24 protein-coding genes are annotated in these 24,369 nt (G+C 70.2%); 9 read left to right on the forward strand and 15 right to left on the reverse strand.

Annotated features, from left to right (window positions below; all coding sequences use genetic code 11):
* Window positions 1-159: 159 nt before the first annotated feature.
* The 5 genes from IH68_RS0127660 (at window position 160) to mgt (ending at window position 5,583) form a co-directional block, all read left to right on the forward strand.
* Complete coding sequence (locus IH68_RS0127660; protein WP_030940189.1) at window positions 160-1,095, forward strand: carbohydrate ABC transporter permease; 936 nt, start codon at window positions 160-162, stop codon at window positions 1,093-1,095.
* Window positions 1,092-1,925 carry a carbohydrate ABC transporter permease gene (locus IH68_RS0127665; protein ID WP_030940190.1) on the forward strand — a complete coding sequence of 278 codons (834 nt, stop codon included), beginning with the start codon at window positions 1,092-1,094 and terminating at the stop codon, window positions 1,923-1,925. Before IH68_RS0127660 ends, IH68_RS0127665 begins: the two co-directional genes overlap by 4 nt.
* Window positions 1,925-3,232, forward strand: a complete 1,308-nt coding sequence (locus tag IH68_RS0127670) for an ABC transporter substrate-binding protein (protein WP_051833758.1) — start codon at window positions 1,925-1,927, stop codon at window positions 3,230-3,232. The genes IH68_RS0127665 and IH68_RS0127670 overlap by 1 nt, the downstream gene beginning before the upstream one ends.
* Window positions 3,233-3,521: 289 nt before the next feature.
* Complete coding sequence (gene erm / locus IH68_RS0127680; protein WP_030940194.1) at window positions 3,522-4,307, forward strand: ErmE/ErmH/ErmO/ErmR family 23S rRNA (adenine(2058)-N(6))-methyltransferase; 786 nt, start codon at window positions 3,522-3,524, stop codon at window positions 4,305-4,307.
* Between the two features lie 49 nt (window positions 4,308-4,356).
* Window positions 4,357-5,583: a macrolide-inactivating glycosyltransferase gene (gene mgt, locus IH68_RS0127685; protein ID WP_030940196.1), complete on the forward strand. Its 1,227-nt coding sequence runs from the start codon at window positions 4,357-4,359 to the stop codon at window positions 5,581-5,583.
* A 51-nt stretch (window positions 5,584-5,634) separates the two neighbouring features.
* On the opposite strand, the gene IH68_RS0127690 is transcribed toward mgt, so the two are convergent.
* Window positions 5,635-7,893 carry an MMPL family transporter gene (locus IH68_RS0127690; RefSeq protein WP_030940198.1) on the reverse strand — a complete coding sequence of 753 codons (2,259 nt, stop codon included), beginning with the start codon at window positions 7,891-7,893 and terminating at the stop codon, window positions 5,635-5,637.
* Window positions 7,894-8,315: 422 nt separating this feature from the next.
* Here IH68_RS0127690 and IH68_RS0127695 point away from each other — a divergent pair, with 422 nt between their 5' ends.
* From IH68_RS0127695 to IH68_RS0127710, 4 genes are read left to right on the forward strand one after another with little or no spacing between them, the layout of a single operon-like run.
* Window positions 8,316-8,864: a DUF1697 domain-containing protein gene (locus tag IH68_RS0127695; protein ID WP_030940199.1), complete on the forward strand. Its 549-nt coding sequence runs from the start codon at window positions 8,316-8,318 to the stop codon at window positions 8,862-8,864.
* A 54-nt stretch (window positions 8,865-8,918) separates the two neighbouring features.
* Window positions 8,919-9,947: a ketopantoate reductase family protein gene (locus IH68_RS0127700; protein WP_030940201.1), complete on the forward strand. Its 1,029-nt coding sequence runs from the start codon at window positions 8,919-8,921 to the stop codon at window positions 9,945-9,947.
* Between the two features lie 25 nt (window positions 9,948-9,972).
* Window positions 9,973-10,569: a TIGR03086 family metal-binding protein gene (locus IH68_RS0127705; RefSeq protein ID WP_030940203.1), complete on the forward strand. Its 597-nt coding sequence runs from the start codon at window positions 9,973-9,975 to the stop codon at window positions 10,567-10,569.
* A 55-nt stretch (window positions 10,570-10,624) separates the two neighbouring features.
* Window positions 10,625-11,254, forward strand: coding sequence for a DsbA family protein (locus IH68_RS0127710; protein WP_030940205.1), 630 nt, complete (start codon window positions 10,625-10,627; stop codon window positions 11,252-11,254).
* Between the two features lie 13 nt (window positions 11,255-11,267).
* Here IH68_RS0127710 and IH68_RS0127715 read toward each other — a convergent pair whose 3' ends face one another.
* The 14 genes from IH68_RS0127715 to IH68_RS0127780 all read right to left on the reverse strand — a co-directional run bounded on the left by IH68_RS0127715 (window position 11,268) and on the right by IH68_RS0127780 (window position 24,270).
* Window positions 11,268-12,017, reverse strand: a complete 750-nt coding sequence (locus IH68_RS0127715; RefSeq protein WP_030940207.1) for a sirohydrochlorin chelatase — start codon at window positions 12,015-12,017, stop codon at window positions 11,268-11,270.
* A 5-nt stretch (window positions 12,018-12,022) separates the two neighbouring features.
* Window positions 12,023-12,901 (reverse strand): ABC transporter permease, encoded by an 879-nt coding sequence (locus IH68_RS0127720; protein WP_030940209.1) that lies wholly within the window; start codon window positions 12,899-12,901, stop codon window positions 12,023-12,025.
* Window positions 12,888-13,697 (reverse strand): ABC transporter ATP-binding protein, encoded by an 810-nt coding sequence (locus IH68_RS0127725; protein WP_199931933.1) that lies wholly within the window; start codon window positions 13,695-13,697, stop codon window positions 12,888-12,890. Before IH68_RS0127725 ends, IH68_RS0127720 begins: the two co-directional genes overlap by 14 nt.
* A gap of 10 nt (window positions 13,698-13,707) precedes the next feature.
* On the reverse strand, window positions 13,708-14,820 hold the full coding sequence (locus IH68_RS0127730; protein WP_030940213.1) for an aliphatic sulfonate ABC transporter substrate-binding protein: 1,113 nt from the start codon (window positions 14,818-14,820) through the stop codon (window positions 13,708-13,710).
* 231 nt (window positions 14,821-15,051) lie between these two features.
* Window positions 15,052-16,380: a sulfate adenylyltransferase subunit 1 gene (locus IH68_RS0127740; protein ID WP_030940217.1), complete on the reverse strand. Its 1,329-nt coding sequence runs from the start codon at window positions 16,378-16,380 to the stop codon at window positions 15,052-15,054.
* 2 nt (window positions 16,381-16,382) lie between these two features.
* Window positions 16,383-17,321 (reverse strand): sulfate adenylyltransferase subunit CysD, encoded by a 939-nt coding sequence (cysD, locus tag IH68_RS0127745; protein ID WP_030940219.1) that lies wholly within the window; start codon window positions 17,319-17,321, stop codon window positions 16,383-16,385.
* Complete coding sequence (gene cysC, locus IH68_RS0127750) at window positions 17,318-17,854, reverse strand: adenylyl-sulfate kinase (protein ID WP_030940222.1); 537 nt, start codon at window positions 17,852-17,854, stop codon at window positions 17,318-17,320. The genes cysD and cysC overlap by 4 nt, the downstream gene beginning before the upstream one ends.
* Before the next feature lie 23 nt (window positions 17,855-17,877).
* Complete coding sequence (locus IH68_RS0127755; RefSeq protein ID WP_030940224.1) at window positions 17,878-18,588, reverse strand: phosphoadenylyl-sulfate reductase; 711 nt, start codon at window positions 18,586-18,588, stop codon at window positions 17,878-17,880.
* The gene (locus IH68_RS58315) at window positions 18,585-18,764 is read right to left on the reverse strand and encodes a hypothetical protein (protein ID WP_030940226.1); all 180 of its coding nucleotides are present in this window, start codon (window positions 18,762-18,764) and stop codon (window positions 18,585-18,587) included. Before IH68_RS58315 ends, IH68_RS0127755 begins: the two co-directional genes overlap by 4 nt.
* Window positions 18,761-20,458, reverse strand: coding sequence for a nitrite/sulfite reductase (locus tag IH68_RS0127765; RefSeq protein WP_030940228.1), 1,698 nt, complete (start codon window positions 20,456-20,458; stop codon window positions 18,761-18,763). Before IH68_RS0127765 ends, IH68_RS58315 begins: the two co-directional genes overlap by 4 nt.
* A 148-nt stretch (window positions 20,459-20,606) precedes the next feature.
* Window positions 20,607-20,690, reverse strand: a complete 84-nt coding sequence (locus IH68_RS59480; RefSeq protein ID WP_309486338.1) for a putative leader peptide — start codon at window positions 20,688-20,690, stop codon at window positions 20,607-20,609.
* 127 nt (window positions 20,691-20,817) lie between these two features.
* Window positions 20,818-21,390 (reverse strand): GNAT family N-acetyltransferase, encoded by a 573-nt coding sequence (locus IH68_RS0127770; RefSeq protein ID WP_030940229.1) that lies wholly within the window; start codon window positions 21,388-21,390, stop codon window positions 20,818-20,820.
* Between the two features lie 141 nt (window positions 21,391-21,531).
* Complete coding sequence (locus tag IH68_RS0127775) at window positions 21,532-22,806, reverse strand: hypothetical protein (protein ID WP_030940230.1); 1,275 nt, start codon at window positions 22,804-22,806, stop codon at window positions 21,532-21,534.
* A gap of 174 nt (window positions 22,807-22,980) precedes the next feature.
* Window positions 22,981-24,270, reverse strand: coding sequence for a GAF domain-containing protein (locus tag IH68_RS0127780; RefSeq protein ID WP_030940231.1), 1,290 nt, complete (start codon window positions 24,268-24,270; stop codon window positions 22,981-22,983).
* Window positions 24,271-24,369: the final 99 nt, after the last annotated feature.

Below are 24,369 nucleotides of genomic sequence, written 5' to 3' on the forward strand. Positions count from 1 at the left end.
CGGTGAACGGCGTCGAGATCGCGCCACCCACCGGCCCAGTCTCGCATTCGCACAGGTCGGACAGTGTGCCTACTGCCTTGACGGTGCATACCCCCTTCACGACCATGACCAAGGCCCACCGGGTCCGAACGTCACGAGCCGCGCAAAGGAGCCGATCACGTGACATTGGTGACCGCGACGAGGCGGTCGGCGCAGGGCGTGCCACGCACCGCCGGGGACCGACGGCTCCCCGACCGCGGGGCCTGGTTCCTGGTGCTGCCCGCGCTGCTCCCGATCCTCGTGCTGAGCGTCGGACCACTGCTCTACGGGATCCTGCTGGCCTTCACCGACGCCCAGTCGGGCCGCACCCGGTCCACCCAGTGGATCGGGGGTCTCAATTTCCAGGACCTGCTGCACGACACGCTGTTCTGGGAGTCGTTCCGGATCGGGCTGGTGTGGGCGGTCGGTGTGACCGTGCCGCAGTTCCTGCTCGCGCTCGGCCTCGCCCTGCTGCTCAACCAGGACCTGCGGCTGCGCTGGCTCGCCCGGGCCCTCGCGATCGTCCCGTGGGCCATGCCCGAGGTCGTGGTCGGCATCATGTGGCGGCTGGTCTACAACCCGGACGCGGGCGTCCTCAACGAGACCCTGCACGACCTCGGCCTCGGCGGCGGGCGGGACTGGCTCAGCAGCCTCGGGTCCGCCCTGCCCGCGGTGATCGTCGTCGGCATCTGGGCGGGCATGCCGCAGACCACGGTGGCGCTGCTGGCCGGGCTGCAGAACACCCCGCGGGAACTGCACGAGGCGGCGGCGGTCGACGGGGCGGGTGCCTGGCGGCGCTTCCGCACGGTCACCTGGCCCGCCCTCAGACCGGTCGCCCTCGCCATCACCGCGCTCAACCTGATCTGGAACTTCAACTCCTTCGCCCTGGTCTACGTGCTGACGGGCGGCGGGCCCGGCGGCCGCACCCGGCTGCCCATGCTGTTCGCCTACGAAGAGGCCTTCCGCTACGGGCAGTTCGGGTACGCGGCGGCGATGGGATGCGTCATGGTCGCCTTGATCTCGGTGCTCCTCGCCGTCTTCCTGGCCGGCCGGCTCAGGGGAGGGGACGACACATGAGGACCAGGACCGGCACCCGCGTCGGCCAGTACGCCGCCCTGCTCGCCTATCTCGTCTTCCTCACGTTCCCCTTCCTCTGGCTGGTCTCCACCGCCTTCAAGTCGCCGCGCGAGCTGGGGAGCCTGCACCCCACCTGGATCCCCCGGCACCCCACCCTGGACAACTTTCGCCAGGCCTTCGACGAGCAGCCACTGCTGCACGCCGCGCTCAACTCCCTGCTCGCGGCGGCCGGGGCGGCGCTGATCGCCGTACTGATCGCGACCCCGCTGGCATACGTCATGGCCCGGCACCGCACTCCGCTGACCCGGGCCGCCACCGGCTGGGTGGTCGTCAGCCAGGCGTTTCCGCTGGTCCTGGTGATCATCCCGCTGTTCCTCGTGCTGAAGAACCTGCGCCTGATCAACTCGCCGGCGGGGCTGACGCTGGTGTACGTGGTCTGGGCGCTGCCGTTCGCGCTGTGGATGCTGGCCGGGTATGTCAGGGCGGTGCCGGCCGAGGTCGAGGAGGCGGCCGCGGTCGACGGGGCGGGGCGGGTGCGGACGCTGGTGTCGGTGGTGGCGCCGCTGCTCGCGCCCGGGATCGCGGCGACGGGGCTGTTCGCGTTCGTCACCGCGTGGAACGAGTTCTTCTTCGCGCTGGTCCTGCTGAAAACGCCGGACAGACAGACCCTGCCGGTCGTGCTCAGCCACTTCATCGGAGCAGAAGGCGTCGCGGATCTAGGCCCGCTGGCCGCTGCCGCGTTCCTCGCCACCCTTCCCTCACTGGTCGTCTTCGCGGTCATCCAGCGGCGGATCACGGGCGGCATGCTCACCGGGGCGGTGAAGAACTGATGCGCAGCCGAACCGGATTCAGGGGACGCGCAGGAGGTGTTCTGGCCCTCGTCCTCACGCTGCTGCTGGCCGGTTGCAGCAGCGGCGGCAGCGGAGGCCCGGCGAACGGACGGATCACCCTCCGCTTCCAGTCCCTGGCCTGGCAGCAGGAGTCCGTCGAGGCCAACAAGGAGCTGGTGAAGGAGTGGAACGCGAGTCATTCGGACATCAAGGTCGAGTATGTGCAGGGGAGTTGGGACAGCGTCCATGACCAGCTCCTCACCTCCTTCGAGGGTGGCGAGGCACCCGACATCATCCACGACGCCTCGGACGACCTCGCGGACTTCGCCTACGGCGGCTACCTCGCCGATCTGACCGACCTGCTGCCCCAGCGGCTCAAGTCGGACATCCCACAGCGGAGCTGGCAGGCGGCGACCTTCGGCGACGGCATCTACGGCGTGCCCTTCCTCCAGGAGCCGCGTGTCCTCATCGCCAACGCGACCTGGCTGAAGAAGTCGGGGGTACGGATACCGACGCCCGAACGGCCATGGAGCTGGGCGGAGTTCCGGAATGTGACGAAGAGGCTGAGCGGCGACGGGAAATACGGTGTCGCCTGGCCGCTCAAGGAGCCCGTCTCAGCCACTCTGAACCTGTCCCTGTCGACGGGCGGCCAGCTCTTCCACCGGGGTACGGACGGCAAGGTCACGGTCCGCTTCGAGGCGGCCGACCAGGTGGTGCCGCGGACGATCCACGACCAGGCGAACACCGACCGCAGCGCCTCGCCCACCACCCTGGGCAGCGGCGGCTCGGACACCCTGCCCGGCTTCTTCGGCGGCAAGTACGCGATGGTGCCGCTCGGCTTCTCCTACCGCCAGCAGATCGTCCAGCAGGCGCCGAAGGGCTTCGACTGGCAGGTGCTGCCCGCCCCGGCCGGCACCGACGGACTCACCCAGGGCGTCAGCCCGCAGACCCTGTCCATCGCCGACGACAGCCCGCACAAGAAGGAGGCCGCCGAGTTCGTCGACTACCTGCTCCGGCCGAAGAACATGGTGCGGCTGGCGCTGGGGGACTGGATGCTGCCGACGGGCACCCAGGCGCTCGAGGACCCCGCCCTGCACGCGGCCAAGAACGGCTGGGCGACCGGCACCGCCCTGGCCGCCCACCTCCGCCCGGCGCCCGCCCAGTCCGTCCGCGGCTACCCCGAGTGGAAGGACAAGGTGGCGACGCCCGCGTTCCAGGAGTACTACAGCGGGGCGATCGGCCTCGACGAACTGCGCAGACGGCTGGAGCAGGACGGCAACCTGGTGCTCGCCCGCTACCAGCGCTGACAGCCGCCGGGGCGGCCGCCACGGAAAACCCGTTGCCCGGCGTACGGCCGTCCGCCTAGCGTGCCGTTCGTGGCAGCGAACAACGCGATCATCAACTCCGGTCTCGGCCGGGGCTGCACGTACTCCATCCGGATGCGTCGTGGCCTCGGAGCCCTGACCGGCCCGGGGAGCCCCACCCGCTGATCACACGCGGTGCGATCCGCCCCCGTTCTTTCTCTTCCTTTCTTGCCTTCCGGTCAGGGCCTTCGGCTGCCCTCTCCCCCTTCACGGAAGACAAGGACCGCAGGCCATGGCCCGCCCCACCCCCGTTTCCCGCGCGCTCTCGCAGAACTTTCTCGCCGACCGCGCCACCGCCGAACACATCGCCCGGCTCGCCGTCCCGCACGGGCGGCAGGCACCTGCACCCCTGCTGCTCGAAGTCGGTGCAGGAAAAGGCGCGTTGACCGAACGGCTGGCCCCGCGCTGCCGTGAGCTGCGCGCGTACGAGATCGACCGACGGCTCCTCCCCGTCCTGCGTACCCGGTTCTCCGGCACCGCCCATGTGCGGGTGATCGGCGGGGACTTCCTCGCCGCGCGGCCCCCGCGCACCCCGTTCTCCGTCGCCGGAAACGTGCCCTTCTCCCGCACCGCCGCCATCGTCGAATGGTGCCTGCGGGCCCATGCTCTCACCGATGCCACCCTGCTCACCCAGCTCGAGTACGCCCGCAAACGCACCGGCGACTACGGGAGTTGGACCTTGCTCACCGTCCGCAGCTGGCCCCGCCACGAGTGGCGGCTGGTCGGCCGGGTCGCCCGGACACGGTTCAGGCCCGTACCCCGCGTCGACGCAGGGATCGTACGCATCGAACGGCGCCGCACCCCGCTGCTCGAACCCGCCGCGTACGACAGCTGGCGGTGCCTCGTCGAGCTGGGTTTCTCGGGGATCGGCGGCTCGCTGCACGCCTCGTTGCGACGTGCACATCCGAGGCGCCGGGTGGACGCCGCCTTCCGGGCGGCGGATCTGGATCCCCGGGTGCTGGTCGGGGAAGTGGCACCGGGGCGGTGGCTGAGGCTGCACGAGGTGCTGGCCGGGTGACCTTCAAAATGATTGGACGAGACGTATCGTCTCGTCTACCTTCGGCGACATGCCTACCCCGACTCCCACCCGCACACCCCGTCCCGCCCACATCGCCATGTTCTCCGTCGCCGCCCACGGTCATGTGAACCCCAGCCTCGAGGTGATCCGCGAGCTCGTCGCCCGCGGACACCGAGTCACGTATGCGATCCCGCCCGCGTTCGCGGAGAAGGTCGCCGAGACCGGCGCCGAGCCGAAGCTGTGGCACTCCACGCTGCCCGGGCCCGACGCGGACCCGGCGGCGTGGGGGAGCGAACTGCTGGACCACGTCGAGCTGTTCCTCGAAGACGCGATCCAGGCGCTGCCGCAGCTGGCCGAGGCGTACGACGGGGACGTACCGGACCTCGTGCTGCACGACATCACGGCGTATCCGGCCCGCGTCCTCGCCCACCGCTGGGGCGTCCCCGCGATCTCGCTCTCGCCGAACCTCGTCGCCTGGGAGGGGTACGAGAAGGAAGTCGCCGAGCCGATGTGGGCGGAGCCGAAGCGGACCGAGCGGGGGCGGGCGTACTACGCGCGCTTCCGGGCCTGGCTGGAGGAGAACGGGATCACACAGCACCCGGACCACTTCGCGGGCCACCCCGACCGCTCGCTCGTCCTGATCCCCAAGGCGCTTCAGCCCAACGCCGACCGGGTCGACGAGACCCGGTACACCTTCGTCGGCGCCTGCCAGGGCGACCGCACCGCGGAGGGCGACTGGCAGCGGCCGGCCGGAGCCGAGAAGGTGGCGCTGGTGTCGTTGGGCTCGACCTTCACCGACCGGCCCGGCTTCTACCGGGAGTGTGTCGAGGCGTTCGGCGGCCTGCCCGACTGGCACCTCGTCCTGCAGATCGGCAGGCGCGTGGACCCCGAGGCGCTCGGGGACGTACCGGCGAACGTGGAAGTGCGTTCCTGGGTGCCGCAGTTGGCGGTACTTCGGCAGGCCGACCTGTTCGTCACCCACGCCGGGGCGGGCGGCAGCCAGGAGGGTCTGGCCACCGCCACACCGATGATCGCCGTACCGCAGGCCGTCGACCAGTTCGGCAACGCGGACATGCTGCAGGCCCTCGGCGTCGCCCGACACGTCCCCACGGTGGAGGCCACCGCAGACACCCTGCGCAGGACCGCCCTCGCTCTGGTCGACGATCCCGAGGTCGCCCGCAGGCTGAAGGAGATCCAGGCCGACATGGCGAAGGAGGGCGGCACCCGGCGGGCGGCCGATCTGATCGAGGCCGAGCTGAACGCGCAGCGGGCATGAGCGAGGGCCCGCCGGCTCCCCTGTGGCCGGCGGGCCCTCGGTCGGTAGGGGTCAGACGCCCAGTCGCTCACCCTCGTCGCGCCGCACCGAGTGCGTGATGACCTCCGCCGACTCGTCGTGCGTCAGGTCCGGCAGCCGGTGCAGCCACCTCGGCAGATACCAGTTGCGCTCGCCCAGCAGCGCCATCACCGCCGGGAGCAGCACACCCCGGATGATCGTCGCGTCGATGAGCACCGCGGCCGCGAGGCCGACGCCCATCTGCTTCATGGACTGCATGGACAGCGTGCCGAAGATCGCGAACACGGCGACCATGATGACCGCGGCGCTGGTGACGACACCGGCCGTGGTGACCACACCGTGCTGGATCGCGTCCCTGGTCGTACGGCCGCGCAGCCGGGCCTCGCGGATCCGGGAGACCACGAACACGTGGTAGTCCATGCTCAGCCCGAACAGGATCACGAACAGGAACAGCGGCAGCCAGGTGATGATCGCGCCGACACCCTCCGCGCCCACCAGCGAGGCACCCCAGCCGTGCTGGAATACGGCGACGAGGATGCCGTAGGCCGCGCCCACCGACAGCAGGTTGAGCAGGATCGACGTGATCGCGACCGTCAGCGAGCGGAACGACAGGAGCATCAGCAGGAAGGCGAAGACCACGACGAACGCGAACACCGGGAGCACGGCGCCGCCGAGCTGGTCGTTGAAGTCCTGCGAGCCGGCGACCTGTCCGGTGATCGGCGCCTGGACGCCGTCGACCTTGCCGAGCGTGGCCGGCCGCACCTCGTCGCGCAGCTTCTCCAGGCTGGCGCCCGCCTTGTCCAGGTCGGAGCCGCCGACCAGCGGGACGTAGACGTAGGCGATGTTCTGTGCATCGTGCAGCTTGATCTCGACCGGGCCGCGCGAGGCACCCGAACTGATCGCCCGCGCCTTGAAGTCGGCGAGCGCGGACTTCACCTCGGGCGCGTTGATGTCCTTCGCCTTGACGACGACCTCGGCCGGGTCGGAGCCGCCCGGGAAGGCGTCGTTGACCCGGTTGTACGTCTGCACGATCGGCAGCGAGTCGCCGAACTCCTGGTCCAGCGTGAGGTTCTGGGTCTTCATGCCGAGTGCCGGAGCCGCGATGGCCAGCAGTGCACCGGCCGCGACGAGCACGGAGACCAGCGGCTTGGCGAGCACACCGCGCAGGACCGCGGTCCAGAACCGGCTCTCCCCGCCCGTGCGGGCGGCCCGACGCTCCATCGCCTTGCGCAGGAAGGGAATCCGCCCCTTCTCGACCCGCTCGCCCAGCAGCGAGAGCAGCGCGGGCAGCACCGTCACCGACCCGACCATGGCGACCGCCACGACGATCAGCGAGGCCAGACCCATCCCCTGGAACGTGACGAGCCCGGTGAACAGCATGCCCGCCATCGCCACGCACACGGTGATGCCGGAGACGACGATCGCCCGGCCGCTGGTGGCGGCGGCGATCTGCAGAGCGGTCTGCGCGTCCCTCCCGGCCGCGCGCTCCTCGCGCTCACGGCGCAGATAGAACAGGCAGTAGTCGACGCCGACCGCCAGACCGACCAGCAGCATTACGGAGTTGGCGGTGTCGCTCATCGGCATCACATGGCTGACGACACCCATCAGACCCATCGTCGCCATGATCGCGGTGATCGCCAGCGCCACCGGCAGCAGCGCGGCCACCAGCGCACCGAAGGCGATGAGCAGAATGCCGAGAGCCACCGGCACCGCGGAGAGCTCGGCCTTCTTGAAGTCGTCGCCGAACGCGTCCTTGAACGTCTTGTTCATGCTGGCGCTGCCGATCTCCTCGATCCGCAGCGTCCCGTGCTCCTTCTGCGCCCCCGCGACGGCCTTCAGCACCGGCTCCACGCGCTCGTACGCGGTCTCGGAGTCGCCGCGCATGTCGAACTGCACCAGCGCGCTGCGCCCGTCCTTGGAGATCGTGTTCGTGACGTACGGCGACTTCACGTCCGTGACCTTGCCGGTCCCGTCGACGGCCTTCACGACTGCGTCGACGGCGGACTTGAACTCGGCGTCGGTGGCCTTGAGCCGGCCGCCCTTCGCCTGGATCAGGACCGTCTCGCTCGCCGGCTCCTTGATCCCCGCATCTTCGATGATCTTGGCGGCGGTGTGTGTCTCGCCCTTGAGCTGGTCGCTCTCCTTGACGTCGACCCGGCCGGCAGCCGAACCGAGCCCCATCGCCAGGACGACGAACAGCACCCAGATGCCGACGGCAGCCCATCGGTGCCGGGCGCTCCAGCCGCCGGCCCGGGCGGCGATGCCCCGCACCCGTGAATCTCCGTTCCCCATGACGGGCTTGCCCCCTCGTATACGGTCGCGGCCCCCTGCCGCCACCTTTCGCTTCGAAGGTATGCGCCGGATAAGAGCGTCTCGTCGTGCTGCCCGGTGAAGTGCGGCGGGAGCGGGTCCTCCCCTCGTACGCCGCTGTCTCATCGCTGGGGAGGACGTCGGCCCCTTACATCTATCGGGAGTTCTCGGGGATGAAGATCAGGGATGAAGATCGGGGACAAGGACCGTGTCCGGTCCGTCGGCATCGCTCCTCTTTGTCATTGCTGGTTATTGCGAAACCTTGTTGAACAAGTCACAGGTGCGTGTATCGGTTGATCCGGACCCCGGGTTCGGACAGAGTTTCGGGCAGTCCGCCCCGCGCGGACGCGGCGGCCGTCGTGCCCACCCCCACGGGGCACGACGGCCGCTTTATGGTGTGCGCCATGACGACGACGTATGCGGCGCTGCTGCGCGGGATCAACGTGGGCGGCAAGAAGAAGCTCCCGATGGCCGAACTCCGGCAGCTGATGGACGGCCTCGGCTACGACGGCGTACGCACCCATCTGCAGAGCGGCCAGGCCGTGTTCGCCAGCGATCACGGTGACGAGGAGTCGTTGGCCGCCGAACTCGCGCAGGCGATCCAGAAGCACTTCGGCTTCGCCGTGGATGTGATCGTGCGCGACCACGCCTACCTCAAGGCGGTCGCCGAGGCCTGCCCGTTCCCGGCGGCCGAACTGGAGGCCAAACAGCTCCACGTCACCTACTTCTCCGCGCCGGTCGACGCCGAACGGTTCGCGGAGATCGACCGTGAGGCGTACCTCCCGGAGGAGTTCCGGCTCGGCGACCGCGCGCTGTACCTGTACGCGCCGGACGGCCTCGGCCGCTCCCAGCTCGCCGTCCACCTCGCCAAACCCCGCATCAACAAAGGCCTGATCGCCACGAGCCGCAACTGGAACACCGTCATGAAACTGGTGGAGCTCACCGCGGAGTGACCGCGCGCCCTGGCCCTTCATGGCTGGTACACACGACTGTGCGAGGCTCGTCCCATGCGCTACATCATTATCGGAGCAGGGGCTGTCGGCGGTTCGATCGGCGGGCGTCTCGCGCAGGCGGGGCACGAGGTGGTTCTGGTCGCGCGGGGCGCGCACCACGCGGCGCTGCGGGACGGCGGGCTGCGGCTGAAGGTGCCGGACGGCGCGTACACCTACCGGCTGCCGGCCGTCGAAGGGCCGGGCGAACTGGGCGAGTTGAGGGCCGACGACGTGCTCGTCCTCGCCGTGAAGACCCAGGACACCGTGACCGCGCTGCATGCCTGGGGTCCGGCACCGGTCGCAGGCGGCGGCACGGCGGCCGAGCGGCTGCCGTTGTTCTGTGCGCAGAACGGGGTGGAGGGCCAGCGTCTCGCCCTGCGGGTCTTCCGGCGGGTGTACGGCGTCTGCGTCTGGCTGCCCGCGACCTTCGTCGAACCGGGACACGTCTTCGCGGCCTGTGCTCCCCTCACCGGCATCCTGCACCTCGGCCGCCATCCGCACGGCACCGACGAGACAGCCCGGCTGGTCGCCGCCGACCTGGAGAAGACGGGGTTCTTCGAGGCACCGGTCGTGCCGGACGTGGCGCGCTGGCAGTACGCCAAGCTGCTGACCAACCTCAACAACACCGTCATGGCGGTGAGCGGGCCGGCCGACGGCACCGAGGCCGCGACGGCGCTGCGGACGCGCGTGCGCGCCGAGGGCGAGGCCGTGCTCGACGCCGCCGGGATTGCGTACGCGAGTGTCGAGGAGCAGCAGGCGGTGCGCGGCCACAAGGTGGACCTGGTCCCGCTGGAGGGCGCCCCACGTGGCGGCGGCTCCACCTGGCAGTCCCTAGCCCGCGGCACCGGCACCATCGAGGCCGACTACCTCAACGGCGAGATCGCACTCCTCGGCCGCCTGCACGGCGTACCCACCCCGCTCAACGACCTCCTCCAGCAGCTCGCGAACACCTTCGCGCACGAGCACCGGGCCCCCGGATCGATGCCGATCGGCGACCTCGTCCGCCTCGCCGACGAGGCTGTCGCGTTTGTTCAAGAAGCCTGAGCGGCCCCTTCCTAACGTGTGGTGCATGACGTACGACGACGACCCGAAGCACCTGCACACGTTCATGACCGAGTGTGCCGCCGAGGCGGCGCGCGTTGCGCGCGGCGTCCCGGCGGACCGGCTCGGCAATTCCACCCACTGCGACGACTGGGACGTCCGTGCCCTGGTCAACCACTGGGTCCTCTACACCTCCCACGGCCTGGAGCACCGCGCCCTGCGCAAGCAGCTCCCCGAGGAGCTGACCGGCCGCGACTTCACCGCCGACCCCGACTGGCCCGCCGCCTACGCCGCCCAGCTGGACCGCGCCGTCGCGGCCTGGGCCGACCCCGCGGTGTGGGAGGGCGAGGTCGACCTCGGCATGGCGAAGATGCCTGCCGCTGAGATCGCCTCGATGGTCATCAAGGAGATGGCGGTGCACGGCTGGGACGTCGCCACCGCCACCGGCCAGAAGTTCCACGTCTCGGACGACGCGGCCCGCTTCGTCCTCGGGGTGGTCGAGAAGCACGGCGAGCTCTACCGGCAGTACGACGGCTTCGCCGACCCGGTGACGGTGCCGGACGACGCGCCCGTGTTCGACCGGGCGCTCGCCGCCAGTGGACGGGACCCGGAATTGGGCCAGTGAACAAGCCTGGGATTGGGCCGGGACACTGCACCACCTGACCACTAGCGTCGGCTTCATGACGAACACCTCGCCCGCCGCCCCTCCCACCCGAGTCGACTTCTGGTTCGACCCCGCCTGCCCCTTCGCCTGGATCACCTCCCGCTGGCTCCTGGAGGTCGAGCGCGAGCGCCCGCTCGACCTCCGCTTCCACGCGATGAGCCTCTACCTGCACAACCTCGGCAATGAACTCCCCGACTGGTACCGGGAGTTGGTCGACAAGTCGATCGGTCCGGTACGGGTCGCAGTGGCCGCAGCCGAGCGGCACGGCGAGAAGGTCCTGCGTGACATGTACACGGCTTTCGGCACCCGTATCCACGAATGCAAGACGGACGACTTCGACGCGGTGATCACCGATTCCCTCGCCGAACTCGGCCTCCCCGCGGATCTCGCGTCCGCCGCGCACGACCCGTCGTACGACGAGGCCGTACGCCGCAGCCACGAGGCGGGCACCGAGTCGGAATCGGGCGGCTATGTGGGCACGCCCACCATCCATGTCGACGGAACGGTGTGGTTCGGGCCCGTACTGCGGGCCATTCCGCGCGGCGCGCGAGCGGCCGAACTCTTCGACAGCTTCCGGGTGTTGGCGACGGACCCCGACTTCTTCGAGCTGAAGCGCACCCGAACGGGCGGGTTGTCCTTCGACTAGCCCCCGTCGTCCCTCAGGCGCTCGCCGGCACCGGCAGCAGCGCACGAGCGGACGCCTCGTCGTACCTGTGCAGAAGCACCCGTGCGACTTCCGGCGCCGCTCCCAGCACGTCGGCGAGGACATCCGCCTGTGCCGCGCCCCGTGCGATGCGGTCCGGCAGGAAACCGGGTGCCAGGACGTACGGCGCCACGGCCACCTGCTTGCAGCCCAGCGCCCGGAGTTCGCGGACGGCGTCCTCGGTGCGCGGCAGGGATGCGGAGGCGAACGCGGGCCGCACGGCGCACCAACCGGTGTGCCGCCACTCCCGCGCGATTTCTGCGATCACCGCGATCGCCTCCGGGTCGGTGGACCCCGCCGAGGCCAGCACGACCCCGGTCGAGGACTTGTCGGCGGGGCTCAGCCCTGCCTCGTACAGACGGCGTTCCAGTGCGGACAGCAACAGCGGCGACGGGCCGAGGACGTCCGCCTGCCGGATCCGCAGCTGCGGCGGCGCGTCTCGCAGGACCGCCGGGATGTCCGCCTTGGCGTGGAACGCGCGTGTCAGGAGCAGGGGGAGGGCTACGACGTCACGAACGCCCTCCGCCGCCAGGGACTCCAGCACCCCGTGCACCGAGGGGACGTTGAAGTCCAGGAAGCCCGTCTCCACCCGTACGTCCGGGCGCAGCGAGCGCACCCGGCGTACGAGCGTGTGCACCGTCGCGGCGTGCCGCGGGTCGCGGCTGCCGTGGGCGATGACGAGGAGGACGGGCTTCGAAGGGTGCATGGGACTCAGCTCTTCACCAGCAGACCGCGGCTGCGCAGCACCCACCGCTCCAGCGGGCTGAAGATCAGCAGGTCGATGGCTATGCCGACGAACAGGATGAGCAGGATGGCGAGGAAGACCGTCGCCATGCTGCTGTTGGTGCGGCCCACCTCCAGCAGCTGGCCCAGACCCATGCCCATGTCCGGGGACTGGGCGATGATCTCGGCGGCCATCAGCGAGCGCCAGGAGAACGCCCAGCCCTGCTTCAGGCCGGCCACATAGCCGGGCAGCGCCGCCGGCATCACGATGTGCCACGTGCCACGCAGGCCCGTCGCCCCGAGGGTGCGGCCCGCGCGCAGGAACAGCGGGGGCACCTGGTCGACGCCCGACACCAGGCCGTTGGCGATCGAGGGGACGGCGCCCAGCAGGATCACCGTGAACATCACGGAGTTGTTCAGGCCCAGCCAGATCACCGCCGGCGCGACCCAGGCCACCGAGGGCAGCGACTGCAGGCCGGAGAGGATCGGGCCGATCGCCGCGCGAACGAACCTCACCCGCGCCACCACCAGGCCCAACGGCGTACCGATGACCAGTGCGAGCAGGAAGCCCAGCAGACCGCGGGAGACACTGCCCCATATGTAGTCGAGCAGGGTCCCCTTGAGCCACTGGTCCTCGACCTCGGCCCACACATCGCCGGGAGAGGGCAGCTTCGACGGGTTGTCGACGACCGGGTAGAGCAGGGTCCAGGCCACCAGCACCACGGCGATGGCGATGATGGGCGGCAGGATCTTGTTCTTGAAGGTCTGGCTGAAGGGCGTACGGCCGGTGGCCCTGGTCTCCAGCGCGTCGAGGCCCGCCTCGACGCTTCCGGCGTCCTGGGCCGGCGTCGTATCAGTGCTGGCCATGACGGCGGATCTCCCCACGCAGTACATCGGTGATCTCAAGGGACAGTTCGGCCACGGGCGCGTCCTCGATGCGCCGCGGCTGCGGAATTCCGACCGTCCACTCGCGCGCGATCCGGCCCGGCCGGGACGACAGCAGGATGACCCGCTGCGCGAGCCGTACTGCCTCACGCACGTTGTGCGTGACGAAGAGGACGGACACGCCGGTCTCCGCCCAGATGCGGGTCAGCTCGTCGTGCAGCACATCCCGCGTGATGGCGTCGAGGGCCGCGAACGGCTCGTCCATCAGCAGCAGGTTGCTCTCCTGGGCGAGCGCGCGGGCCAGCGCCACGCGCTGGCGCATACCGCCCGACAGCTCGTGCACGCGCTTGCCGTGCGCGCCCTTCAGCCGTACGAGTTCGAGCAGCTCCTCGGCCTTCTCGCGCCGCTCGTTCTTCTGAACTCCCCTGAGTTTGAGGGCGAGTTCGATGTTCTTGCCCGCGGTCAGCCACGGGAAGAGGGCGTGCTCCTGGAACATCAAAGCCGGGCGGCCGTCCGTCGCGATGGAGCCGACGGTCGGCCGGTCCAGGCCCGCCACCAGGTTCAGCAGGGTGGACTTGCCGCAGCCCGAGGCCCCCAGGAGGGTGACGAACTCACCTGGTGCGACATCGATGCTGATGTCGTCCAGGACGAGCTGCTGCCCGCCCGGTCCTGCGAAGGACTTCGAGACATGCTCAAGGCGAGCGGCGTACTCCACCGACTCCTCGGCCTTGGCGAGCGTCGTGGTCGTTGCCATGGTCGTCACCTCCTGGGAACTCATCGGGCGGGTATCAGCTGGCGCCGAGACCGGCGTCGTCCACCGTGCTCTCGCCCTCGGCCTTGAGGACCTTGTTGAGGATCGTGAGGTCGTAGATGCCCTTCAGGCTGGGGTTCTCCAGCAGACCGGCCTTGACGGCGTGCTCCGCCTCGGTGTTGAGGGTGGAGGCCAGCGGGTCGTTGGTGAACTGGATCGACTTCCAGGCCGGGTCCAAAACCTTCGCCTTGAGCGCCTTGCCGGAGTCGGCCTCCAGCCGCTGGTTCGCCACCGCCTTCGCCTTGTCAGGGTTGGCGTTGATCCACTTGTTGGCCTCGACCGATGCCTTCAGCACGGCCTCGACGGCCTTCGGGTGCTCCTTGAGGAATGCCTGTCGCACGACGATGTTCGTGATCACGAACTTCTTGTCGGGCCACAGCGAGGCCTCGTCGAGCAGCACCTTGCCGCCCTCTGCGACCAGCTTGGACGCGGTCGGCTCCGGCACCCAGGCACCGTCGATGGCGCCGGACGCGTATGCATCCGGGGTGATCTTGTTGTCGGTGCGGACCACCGACACATCGCCCTTGCCGGTGTTCGCGTCGACCTTCCAGCCCTGGTCGGCGACCCAGTTGAGGAACGCCACGTCCTGGGTGTTGCCGAGCTGCGGGGTCGCGATCTTCTTGCCCTTGACGTCCTTCAGGGACTTGATCTTCTTCGGGTTCACGACGAGCTTCACGCCGCCGGAGGCCGAACCGCCGATGATCTTCAGGCCCTTGCCGTTGGACTTGACGTAACCGTTGATCGCCGGGGACGGGCCGATCCAACCGATGTCGATGGAGCCCGAGTTGAGGGCCTCGATCTCCGAGGGGCCGGCGTTGAAGATCTGGTAGTCCGCCTTGGTGGCGCCCAGTTCCTTCTGGAAGAGGCCCTGCTGACGGGCGACGAGCGCGGTGCCGTGGGTCAGGTTGCCGAAGTAGCCGATCTTGACGGAGCCGAGACCGTCGATCTTCGACGACCCCGCGGCGACCTTCTCCTTGGCGTTGTCGCTCGTGGACTTGGACCCGTAGCTGCAAGCGGCGAGTGTGAGGAGCGGAAGTGCGGTCACTACGGCGATGCCGCGGCGAAGGAACGTTGAGCGGTTGACAGGCACGGGAGGTGTTCCTCTCGGAGGCCCGGCGGTCACGGTCTTTCAGGTCGTGGCCGGGAGGTCGGCAGGTCTTCGTCGCTTCCGGGACGTCGGGTGGGGGGACGGGGCGCGCAGGCAGTGCGCGTACGTCAACGCACACATCGCGCCACTCCGCCCTGCCCGCTGCCCAGAGCGCCGCTGCCGACGCGGCCGCCCTCCTTCGCGAACGTGGAGAAGTAATCGGTGGAGCTCATGTCAGAAGTCCCACCCGTCGTCCTCGGCCTCGTCCTTGACCGGCTCCGGGGACGCGAACGACTCGCCGACCATGCCCGCGGTGAGCGTGGTGCCGTCGTTCGGGTCGATGAGGATGAAGGAGCCGGTGCGGCGCGAGTCGGCGTAGGAGTCCACCGGCAGCGGTTCCGCCGTGCGGATCTTCACGCGGCCGATGTCGTTGGCGACGAGCTGTCCCGGGTGCGGGTGCAGGGACAGGTCGTCGAGCGTGAGCCGGGACGGGATGTCCTTGACGATGGCCTTGACCGTGCGGGTGCCGTGCTTGAGCAGCACCCGGTGGTTGATGGTCAGCGCCTGGTCCGCCACGTGGCAGACGGTCGCCTCGATGTCCTGCGTGGTCGCCGGGGCGTCCTTGCTGGGCACGATCAGGTCGCCGCGCGAGATGTCGATGTCGTCCTCCAGGAGGATCGTCACCGACTGGGTGGTCCAGGCGACGTCGACCGGCTCGCCGAGCAGGTCGATGCCGGAGATGCGGGAGGCACGGCCCGAGGGGAGCACCGTGACGGCCTCGCCGACGTGGAAGGACCCGGCCGCGATCTGGCCCGCGTAACCCCGGTAGTCCGGGTGGTCGGCGGTCTGCGGGCGGATCACGTACTGCACGGGAAGGCGCGCGTGGCAGTGGCTCAGGTCGTGGGTGACCGGGACCGTCTCCAGGTGCTCCAGGAAGGTCGGGCCGCCGTACCAGTCCATGTTCGCGGACGGCTCCACCACGTTGTCACCGGCGAGCGCCGAGATCGGGATCGCGGTGATCTCCGGGACGCCCAGCTCGAGCGCGTACGCCGTGAACTCCTCGGCGATCGCTGCGAAGACCGACTCCTGGTACTCGACCAGGTCCATCTTGTTGACCGCCAGCACCACGTGCGGGACGCGGAGCAGGGCCGCGATCGCGGCGTGCCGCCGGGTCTGCTCGACGACGCCGTTGCGGGCGTCGACCAGGATCACGGTCAGCTCGGCGGTGGAGGCACCCGTCACCATGTTGCGGGTGTACTGCACATGGCCGGGGGTGTCGGCGAGGATGAACCGCCGCTGGGGCGTGGCGAAGTAGCGGTACGCCACGTCGATCGTGATGCCCTGCTCGCGCTCGGCGCGCAGACCGTCCGTCAGCAGCGCGAGGTCCGGGGCGTCCTGGCCGCGGCTCGCGGAGGCGCGTTCGACGGCCTCCAGCTGGTCGACCAGGACCGACTTGGAGTCGTGCAGCAGCCGGCCGACGAGCGTGGACTTGCCGTCGTCGACCGAACCGGCGGTCGCGAACCGCAGAAGGGTGGTCTCGGTGAGTTCCGTGGTGGTGCTCATGCTTAGAAGTACCCCTCGCGCTTACGGTCTTCCATCGCGGCCTCGGACATCTTGTCGTCGGCGCGGGTGGCGCCGCGCTCGGTGAGCCGGGAGGCGGCGATCTCCGTGATGACCTGCTCCAGCGTCACGGCGTCCGAGTCGACGGCACCCGTGCAGGACATGTCACCGACGGTCCGGTACCGGACGAGCCGCTTCTCGACGGTCTCGCCGTCCTTGGGCCCGCCCCACTCGCCCGCGGTCAGCCACATGCCGCTGCGGGCGAACACCTCGCGCTCGTGCGCGAAGTAGATGTCCGGCAGCTCGATGCCCTCACGGGCGATGTACTGCCACACGTCCAGCTCGGTCCAGTTGGACAGCGGGAAGACGCGGACGTGCTCGCCGGGTGCGTGTCGGCCGTTGTACAGGTTCCACAGCTCGGGGCGCTGGCGGCGCGGGTCCCACTGCGAGAACTCGTCCCGCAGGGAGAACACCCGCTCCTTGGCCCGGGCCTTCTCCTCGTCGCGGCGTCCGCCGCCGAAGACCGCGTCGAACCTCTCCGCCTGGATCTTCTCCGTCAGCGGCAGCGTCTGCAGCGGGTTGCGGGTCCCGTCCGGGCGCTCCTTGAGCACACCGCGGTCGATGTAGTCCTGCACCGACGCGACATGCAGCCGCAGCCCGTGCTTCGCCACCGTCCGGTCGCGGTACTCCAGGACCTCGGGGAAGTTGTGCCCGGTGTCCACGTGCAGCAGCGAGAAGGGAACCGCGGCCGGCGCGAAGGCCTTCAGCGCCAGGTGCAGCATGACGATGGAGTCCTTGCCGCCGGAGAACAGGATCACCGGCCGCTCGAACTCGCCCGCCACCTCGCGGAAGATGTGCACCGCCTCGGACTCCAGCGCGTCCAGGTGCGAGAGGGTGTACGGGGCCGCCGTACCCTCCTCGACAGCAGCGACGGTCGTCGTCATGCCAGTCCCCTTTCGGTGAGCAGCGCGTGGACCGCGGCCGCGGACTCCTGGACGGTCTGGTCCTGCGACTCGATGCGCAGGTCGGGAGACTCGGGCTCCTCGTACGGGTCGTCCACACCCGTCAGCCCCGTCAGCTCGCCGGCCGCCTGCTTGGCGTACAGACCCTTCACATCACGTACGGAGCACACCTCGACCGGAGTGGCCACGTGCACCTCGATGTACGCCGCCCCGCCCTCCTGGTGGCGCTTGCGCACTGCCTCGCGGCTGTCCGCGTACGGCGCGATCACCGGGACGAGCGCCTTGACGCCGTTGCGGGCGAGCAGTTCGGCGAGAAAGCCGATGCGCTGCACGTTGGTGTGCCGGTCCTCGCGGCTGAAGCCGAGGCCCGCGGAGATGAACTCGCGGATCTCGTCGCCGTCGAGCACCTCGACGAGGTGGCCCTCCTCGCGCAGCCGGCCGGCCAGCTCGTACGCGATGGTGGTCTTGCCGGCACTCGGCAGACCCGTGAGCCAGACGGTGGCTCCGGTCGTCACGTTCGTCTCCTGAATCGTCGTGGTCATCCGTGCAGCCCGCACTCGGTCTTGGCGCTGCCCGCCCAGCGGCCCGCGCGCGCGTCCTCGCCCTCCAGGACGCGGCGGGTGCAGGGCGCGCAGCCGACGGACGCGTAGCCGTCCATCAGCAGCGGGTTGGTCAGTACGCCGTGTTCGGCGACGTAGGCGTCCACGTCGTCCTGGGTCCAGCGGGCGATCGGGGAGATCTTGATCTTCTGGCGCTTCTCGTCCCAGCCGACGACCGGGGTGTTCGCCCGGGTCGGGGACTCGTCGCGGCGCAGACCGGTCGCCCAGGCCACATAGTTCTTCAGGCCCTGTTCCAGCGGCTGGACCTTGCGCAGCTTGCAGCACAGGTCGGGGTCGCGGTCGTGCAGCTTGGGGCCGTACTCCGCGTCCTGCTCGGCGACCGTCTGGCGCGGGGTGAGCGTGATGACGTTGACGTCCATCACCGCCTCCACTGCGTCCCTCGTGCCGATCGTCTCGGGAAAGTGGTAGCCGGTGTCGAGGAATACCACGTCCACGCCGGGCATCGCGCGCGAGGCGAGGTGTGCGACGACGGCGTCCTCCATGGACGAGGTCACGCAGAAGCGCTTGCCGAAGGTCTCGGCCGCCCACTGGAGGATCTCCAGCGCGGAGGCGTCCTCCAGGTCGCGGCCGGCCTGCTCGGCGAGCGCCTTCAGGTCCTCGGTCGTCCGTTCTTCCTGCACCGCGGTCATATTTCGTCTCCCCCTGCTTCGGAGTGCTGAAGACCCCGGGCGAGCAGCCCGAGGAACTTCAGCTGAAAAGCCCGGTTGCAAGCGGCGCATTCCCACGCGCCATGGCCCTGCTCGGACGGACGGAGGTCCTCGTCGCCGCAGTAGGGGCAGTAGAAGGGGGCGGCCCGCTCGCTCATGAGAGGGCCTCCTCGGACGCACGGGAGGCCCAGGCGGCGAACCGCTCGCCGTCCTCGCGCTCGGCCTGGAACCGCTTGAGGACACGCTCGACGTAGTCGGGCAGCTCCTCGGACGTGACCTTCAGGCCGCGGACCTTGCGGCCGAACCCGGCCTCCAGGCCCAGCGCACCGCCGAGGTGCACCTGGTAGCCCTCGACCTGCTCGCCCTGGTCGTTGAGGACGAGCTGGCCCTTGAGACCGATGTCCGCCACCTGGATACGGGCGCAGGCGTTCGGGCAGCCGTTGATGTTGATGGTGATGGGCTCGTCGAACTCCGGGATGCGGCGCTCCAGTTCGTCGATCAGGGACGAACCACGCTGCTTGGTCTCGACGATGGCGAGCTTGCAGTACTCGATACCGGTGCAGGCCATGGTGCCGCGCCGGAAGGGGGACGGCTTGGCCGTGAGGTCGAGCGCCTCCAGGGCCTCGACCAGCGGCTCGACCTGCGCCTCCTCGACATCGAGGACGATCATCTTCTGCTCGACGGTCGTACGCACCCGGCCAGAGCCGTGGGCCTCGGCGACCTCGGCGATCTTCGTGAGGGTGGCGCCGTCGACGCGGCCGACGCGCGGGGCGAAACCGACGTAGAACCGGCCGTCCTTCTGCCGGTGCACACCGACGTGGTCGCGCCAGCGGCCCGAGGGCTCGGCGGGCGCGGGACCGTCGACCAGCTTGCGCTTGAGGTAGTCGTCCTCCAGGACCTGGCGGAACTTCTCCGGGCCCCAGTCGGCGACCAGGAACTTCAGACGGGCGCGGGTGCGCAGGCGCCGGTAGCCCCAGTCGCGGAAGATGCCGACCACGCCGGCCCACACCTCCGGGACCTCCTCCAGCGGCACCCAGGCGCCGAGGCGGACGCCGAGCTTCGGGTTGGTGGACAGACCGCCGCCGACCCACAGGTCGAAGCCGGGGCCGTGCTCGGGGTGCTCGACGCCGACGAACGCGATGTCGTTGATCTCGTGGACCACGTCGAGCAGCGGGGAGCCGGAGATCGCCGTCTTGAACTTGCGGGGCAGGTTGGAGAACTCCTTGCTGCCGATGTAGCGCTCGTGGATCTCGTCGACCGCCCAGGTGCCGTCGATGATCTCGTCCTCGGCGATCCCGGCGACCGGCGAGCCGATGATGACGCGGGGGGTGTCGCCGCAGGCCTCGGTCGTGGACAGCCCGACGGCCTCCAGCCGGTTCCAGATCTCCGGGACGTCCTCGATGCGGATCCAGTGCAGCTGGATGTTCTGCCGGTCGGTGATGTCCGCGCTGCCGCGCGCGAACTCCTCCGAGATCTCGCCGATCACGCGCAGCTGCTGGGTGGTCAGGCGGCCGCCGTCGATGCGCACCCGCAGCATGAAGTACTTGTCGTCCAGCTCCTCCGGCTCCAGGATCGCGGTCTTGCCGCCGTCGATCCCGGGCTTGCGCTGGGTGTACAGACCCCACCAGCGCATACGTCCGCGCAGGTCGTTCGGGTCGATCGAGTCGAAGCCCCGCTTGGAGTAGATCGTCTCAATGCGTGTCCGCACATTGAGACCGTCGTCGTCCTTCTTGAACTGCTCGTTGCCGTTGAGCGGGGTGTGGTGCCCCGCGGCCCACTGGCCCTCACCGCGGTGACGGCTCACCTTGCGGCGGGGCGCTGCGGCTGCAGGGTTCTGCGGGGTGGCGGCCATGGTTCTACGTCCTTCGGGACAGGCGGGAAAGCGGCTCTGACCTGCGCGTTCGGGCGCATGGGCATACGTGCGCGTCGTTGCGCGATCGGACTGAGGAAGAGATGTCGGCTGTGCTGCACCCGCGGCCGGAGGCCGCTGATGGGCTACGTCAGCTTGCCGGACAGATGGCGCTGGACATGCGGCCGAGGTCGACGTGCCGCCGACTCACCAAGGCAATTCCAGTTCCAGACATGACGGAAGCGTGTCATGGCAATCTGGACACAGTCCAGCTTCGTCCATGATGCGGACATCCTTGTCCCGGAATGTGGGACAAGGGTGTCGTCGATCACATCGGCTGCCGCCGGTCTTGTCCGTGCAGGTCAGGCGCGGTATGCCCCGGGCCACGGGCCAGGCGCCGCCACCTCCGCCTCCTCCTCGACCTTGGTGTCGAAGAGCTTGAAGCCCCGGCGCAGATAGTTGTCCATGGCGTGCTCCCCGTCCAGGCTGCATGTATGCAGCCAGACCCGCTTCGTCTGCGCCAGTGCGGGCCAGCGCTCCGCCAGGTCCCAGGCGCGGGCGGCGCCGTACGACAGCAGGTGTCCGCCGATGCGCCGGCCCCGGAAGGCGGGCACCAGACCGAAGTAGACGATCTCCACGACCCCGTCGTCCTGCGGGTCCAGCTCCACGTATCCCGCGGGCGTTCCCCGGTCGTATGCGACCCAGGTCTCCACGCCCGGCCGGTCCAGGTGCTCCTGCCACTGCGCGTACGTCCAGCCCAGCCGGTCGATCCAGCGGATGTCGCCGCCGACGGACGCGTACAGGAATCGGCTGAACTCGGGCGAGGGGACCTCGGAACGGACGGTCCGCACGTCTCCCTCCGGCGCGGCGGCCGGAAGCAGGTCGGTCGGTGCGGTCTGCTCCAGGGACCAGGTGGTCACGGGAATGTTGGTCATGGCGGTCAGGGAATCATCCGTCCGGCGGCTGTGTCGATCGCCGTCCACCTGACCGCGCCCCGATAGGGGCGCGGGGAACTGCGCGACCAGCCACGATGACGCCGCAGGCGATCGTCGGCCGATCCCACGGGGCCCGTGCGCCTAGCTCAGGGCTCTGTCGATCGAGCTCAGCGGCAGCGTATAAAGCATCCGCCCGGACTCCGACCAGACCTCACCGGTCTCCTCCCAGTAGGAGAGGGACCCGGAGGGTCCGGTCCAGCAGCGGTTCGTCCCGTCCGAGCCGCACCGCGTGGCCTTCGCCGCGTGCGCGTTCTGCCGCCACAGGGTGCCGTGGCCGTCCGCGGTGTCCGCCGCGCGGGCCAGGTACCACTGTGAGCCGTACGACAGGACGCCGCCGACGCCTGCTGTCTTCGTCTCGTACGCCTCGGTCGCGACCGCGTGTCCCGCGGCGTCGGTGGCCAGCAGGCCGGCGCGGGCCGGGTCGCTGCTGAACGCATAGCGCCACAGCCGGGTGTGCCGTCCGCTGTCCGCGGGGACCCATTCGCTCGCCACCAGGCTGTCGGGGGCGGTGCTGCGGTCGAGCGAGATTGCCGCCGGACGCGCGCTCCCACCGGTGACCCGGTACGAGCCGACGGCCGGCAGGACGTACCGCGCGCCCTGCGCCGCCCAGCCGCCGCGCACCCTGCCGACCGCGCCGCTGTCGACGGTGGCCCGCTGGATGCGGTGCATGTCGTACACGTACAGCCCGTCGGCGGCGGTGACCAGGAGCTTGCCCTGGTACCAGACCATGCCGGAGACGGGGGAGGCCAGCCCGCGGTAGTCGCGGCCGCCGTCGACCGGGACGGCGAGGGTCGCCCAGGCGTAGGTGAGGCGGTCGGGGTCGCTCGCGTCGACGAGGGCGACCCGGGCGAGGCCGGGCTTCCCCGACCTGCCCGCCTGGTGGGTCCAGCCGGAGAGGATCACGCGACGGGCGCCCCAGTGGCCGTCGTCGTCGGCGTCCCCGGAGGTGGTGACAGCCCCGGCCCGCCAGCCGCGGGTGTCGGCGGCGTCCCAGCAGTACGCGCGTGTGGCCGCGGGCGCCACGGGCAGTGCTGTGCGCTCCGTGGTCGTACAGTCGGCCGCGCCCAGCAGGGAGTGGTCGGCGTCGTCGAGGACGGTGCTCACGCCGACGGGCCTGCCCATGGCGGCGGCGAGCCGGTCGAGGGTGCTCTGCGGCACCAGGCGCTCCTGGAGCCGCAGTCCGGCCGTCCGGTCGGACGCGGCGAGCGCCTTCAGGGCTCCCGGCCTGTCACCGACCGTGGCCTGCGAGGCGCTGATCATGGTGGCGGCGGCGGTGAGTGCGAGGGCGGTTCCGGCGAGGAAGGCGCGCAGCGCACGACCCCGCTTCTGCCTGCGGTGTCGGCCACGTTGCTTCATACGTCCTCCCGAGGCGGGCCAACTGCGGTCATTGGTCCGTGTGTTGACCAAAGGAGCAGGTGGGGTGGCCCGTAGAGGGATGCTACGGCAGTCCGGCACGGTAGGGCACGAAGACCGTGCAAATATGCGGAAGATACGGCCGTGTGGTCACTCAGGGGCATGTGTCGGACACGCTCAGGGCAGATCGGCCGGCTGCCGTAGGTTGATCACCGCCGGTGCCGTCGACTGCGGCAGCAGATCGCGCGGGTCGGCCGGCAGGAGCAGCTCGACCTCCGCGTCCTCCGCGAAGCGGTACGGCCGGTGTTCCAGCAACCCGCCGAGATAGCGCCGTACTCGGGACATCTCGGCGCGCACCGTCACCGTCCGGGCTCCGTCGCCGAACATCTCCTCGGCCAGGCCCGCCGCGCTGCGGCCGCCGCGGTGCAGGGCGAGCAGATACAGCAACTCGGCGTGCCGGGGGCTCAGTTCATGGCTCCAGGAGCCCGCGGACCCGGACACCGTGACGGACCAGCGGCGCGGCTGCGTCAGGTCCAGCACGACACGCGTGGCGCCGCGCGGCACCGGCTCGTCCGTGGCCCGGACCAGCCAGCCCTCGGCCAGCGGCTCCACCGAGCACAGGCCGAGCGGCGGCAGCCACCGGCGGCCCGCCGTCAGGGACTTGGGCAGGGCGATCCGGCTGGTGTAGGGCATCCCGGTCACCGCGGCGGTCCAGCCGTTCCGGTCCACCGCGAGGGCTCGGCCGCCCACCCGGGCCAGCACCGGTGCGGCCACCGCGCGCAGCCGCTCCAGAGAGGTCAGATGCAGCTCGCGCAGCCGGGCCTCGGCGAGCTTGGCCACCGAGTCCACCCAGGCGAGCGTGGCCGGGTGCATCGTCTCCAGCGGTCCGCTGACGTCCACGACACCGATCAGCCGGCCGTCGCGCGGGTCGGTGATGGGCGCGCCGGTACAGGTCCAGGAGGTCTGCGAGCGCACGAAGTGCTCGGAGGCGAAGACCTGCACGGGCCGGCGCACCACCGCCGGGGTGCCGATGCCGTTCGTCCCGACGACGTCCTCGCGCCAGTCGGCGCCCAGTTCGAAGCCGAGCCCGTCCGCCTTGCGCAGCACGGCCGAACTGCCCTCGCGCCACAGCACCCGGCCGTCCTCGTCGGCGACCACCATGATGTGGTGGGCGACGTCCGCGACCGACAGCAGCCCCTCCCGCAGCACCGGCAGGACGTGCCGCAGCGTCGTGGACGCCCGGCGGCGCCGCACCTCGTCGGCGGGCAGCAGCCCGGAACGGTGGTCGCGTTCGGGGTCGATGCCGCTGCGCAGCATGCGCCCCCAGGACTGCTCGATCACCGGACGGGGCGCGACGGGGGTGCGCTGCCCGGAGAGCCGGGCGGCGCGGACCTCGCTGAGTACCCGCGCCGCGCGCGCCGTGTCGACCACGGCGAGCTGCGTCACGTCCGTCGGCGGGTGCACCACTTGGCCTCCCGGAAGAAGGGCTCGGGACAACCGGTTTCTCGTCGCGTTTCGGCCACGGAGCCGGAGTCGTCCGCACTGTCCGTCTCATAGTGCCGTCCG

This window comes from Streptomyces sp. NRRL S-646 (genome assembly GCF_000720765.1).
Classification (GTDB): domain Bacteria; phylum Actinomycetota; class Actinomycetes; order Streptomycetales; family Streptomycetaceae; genus Streptomyces.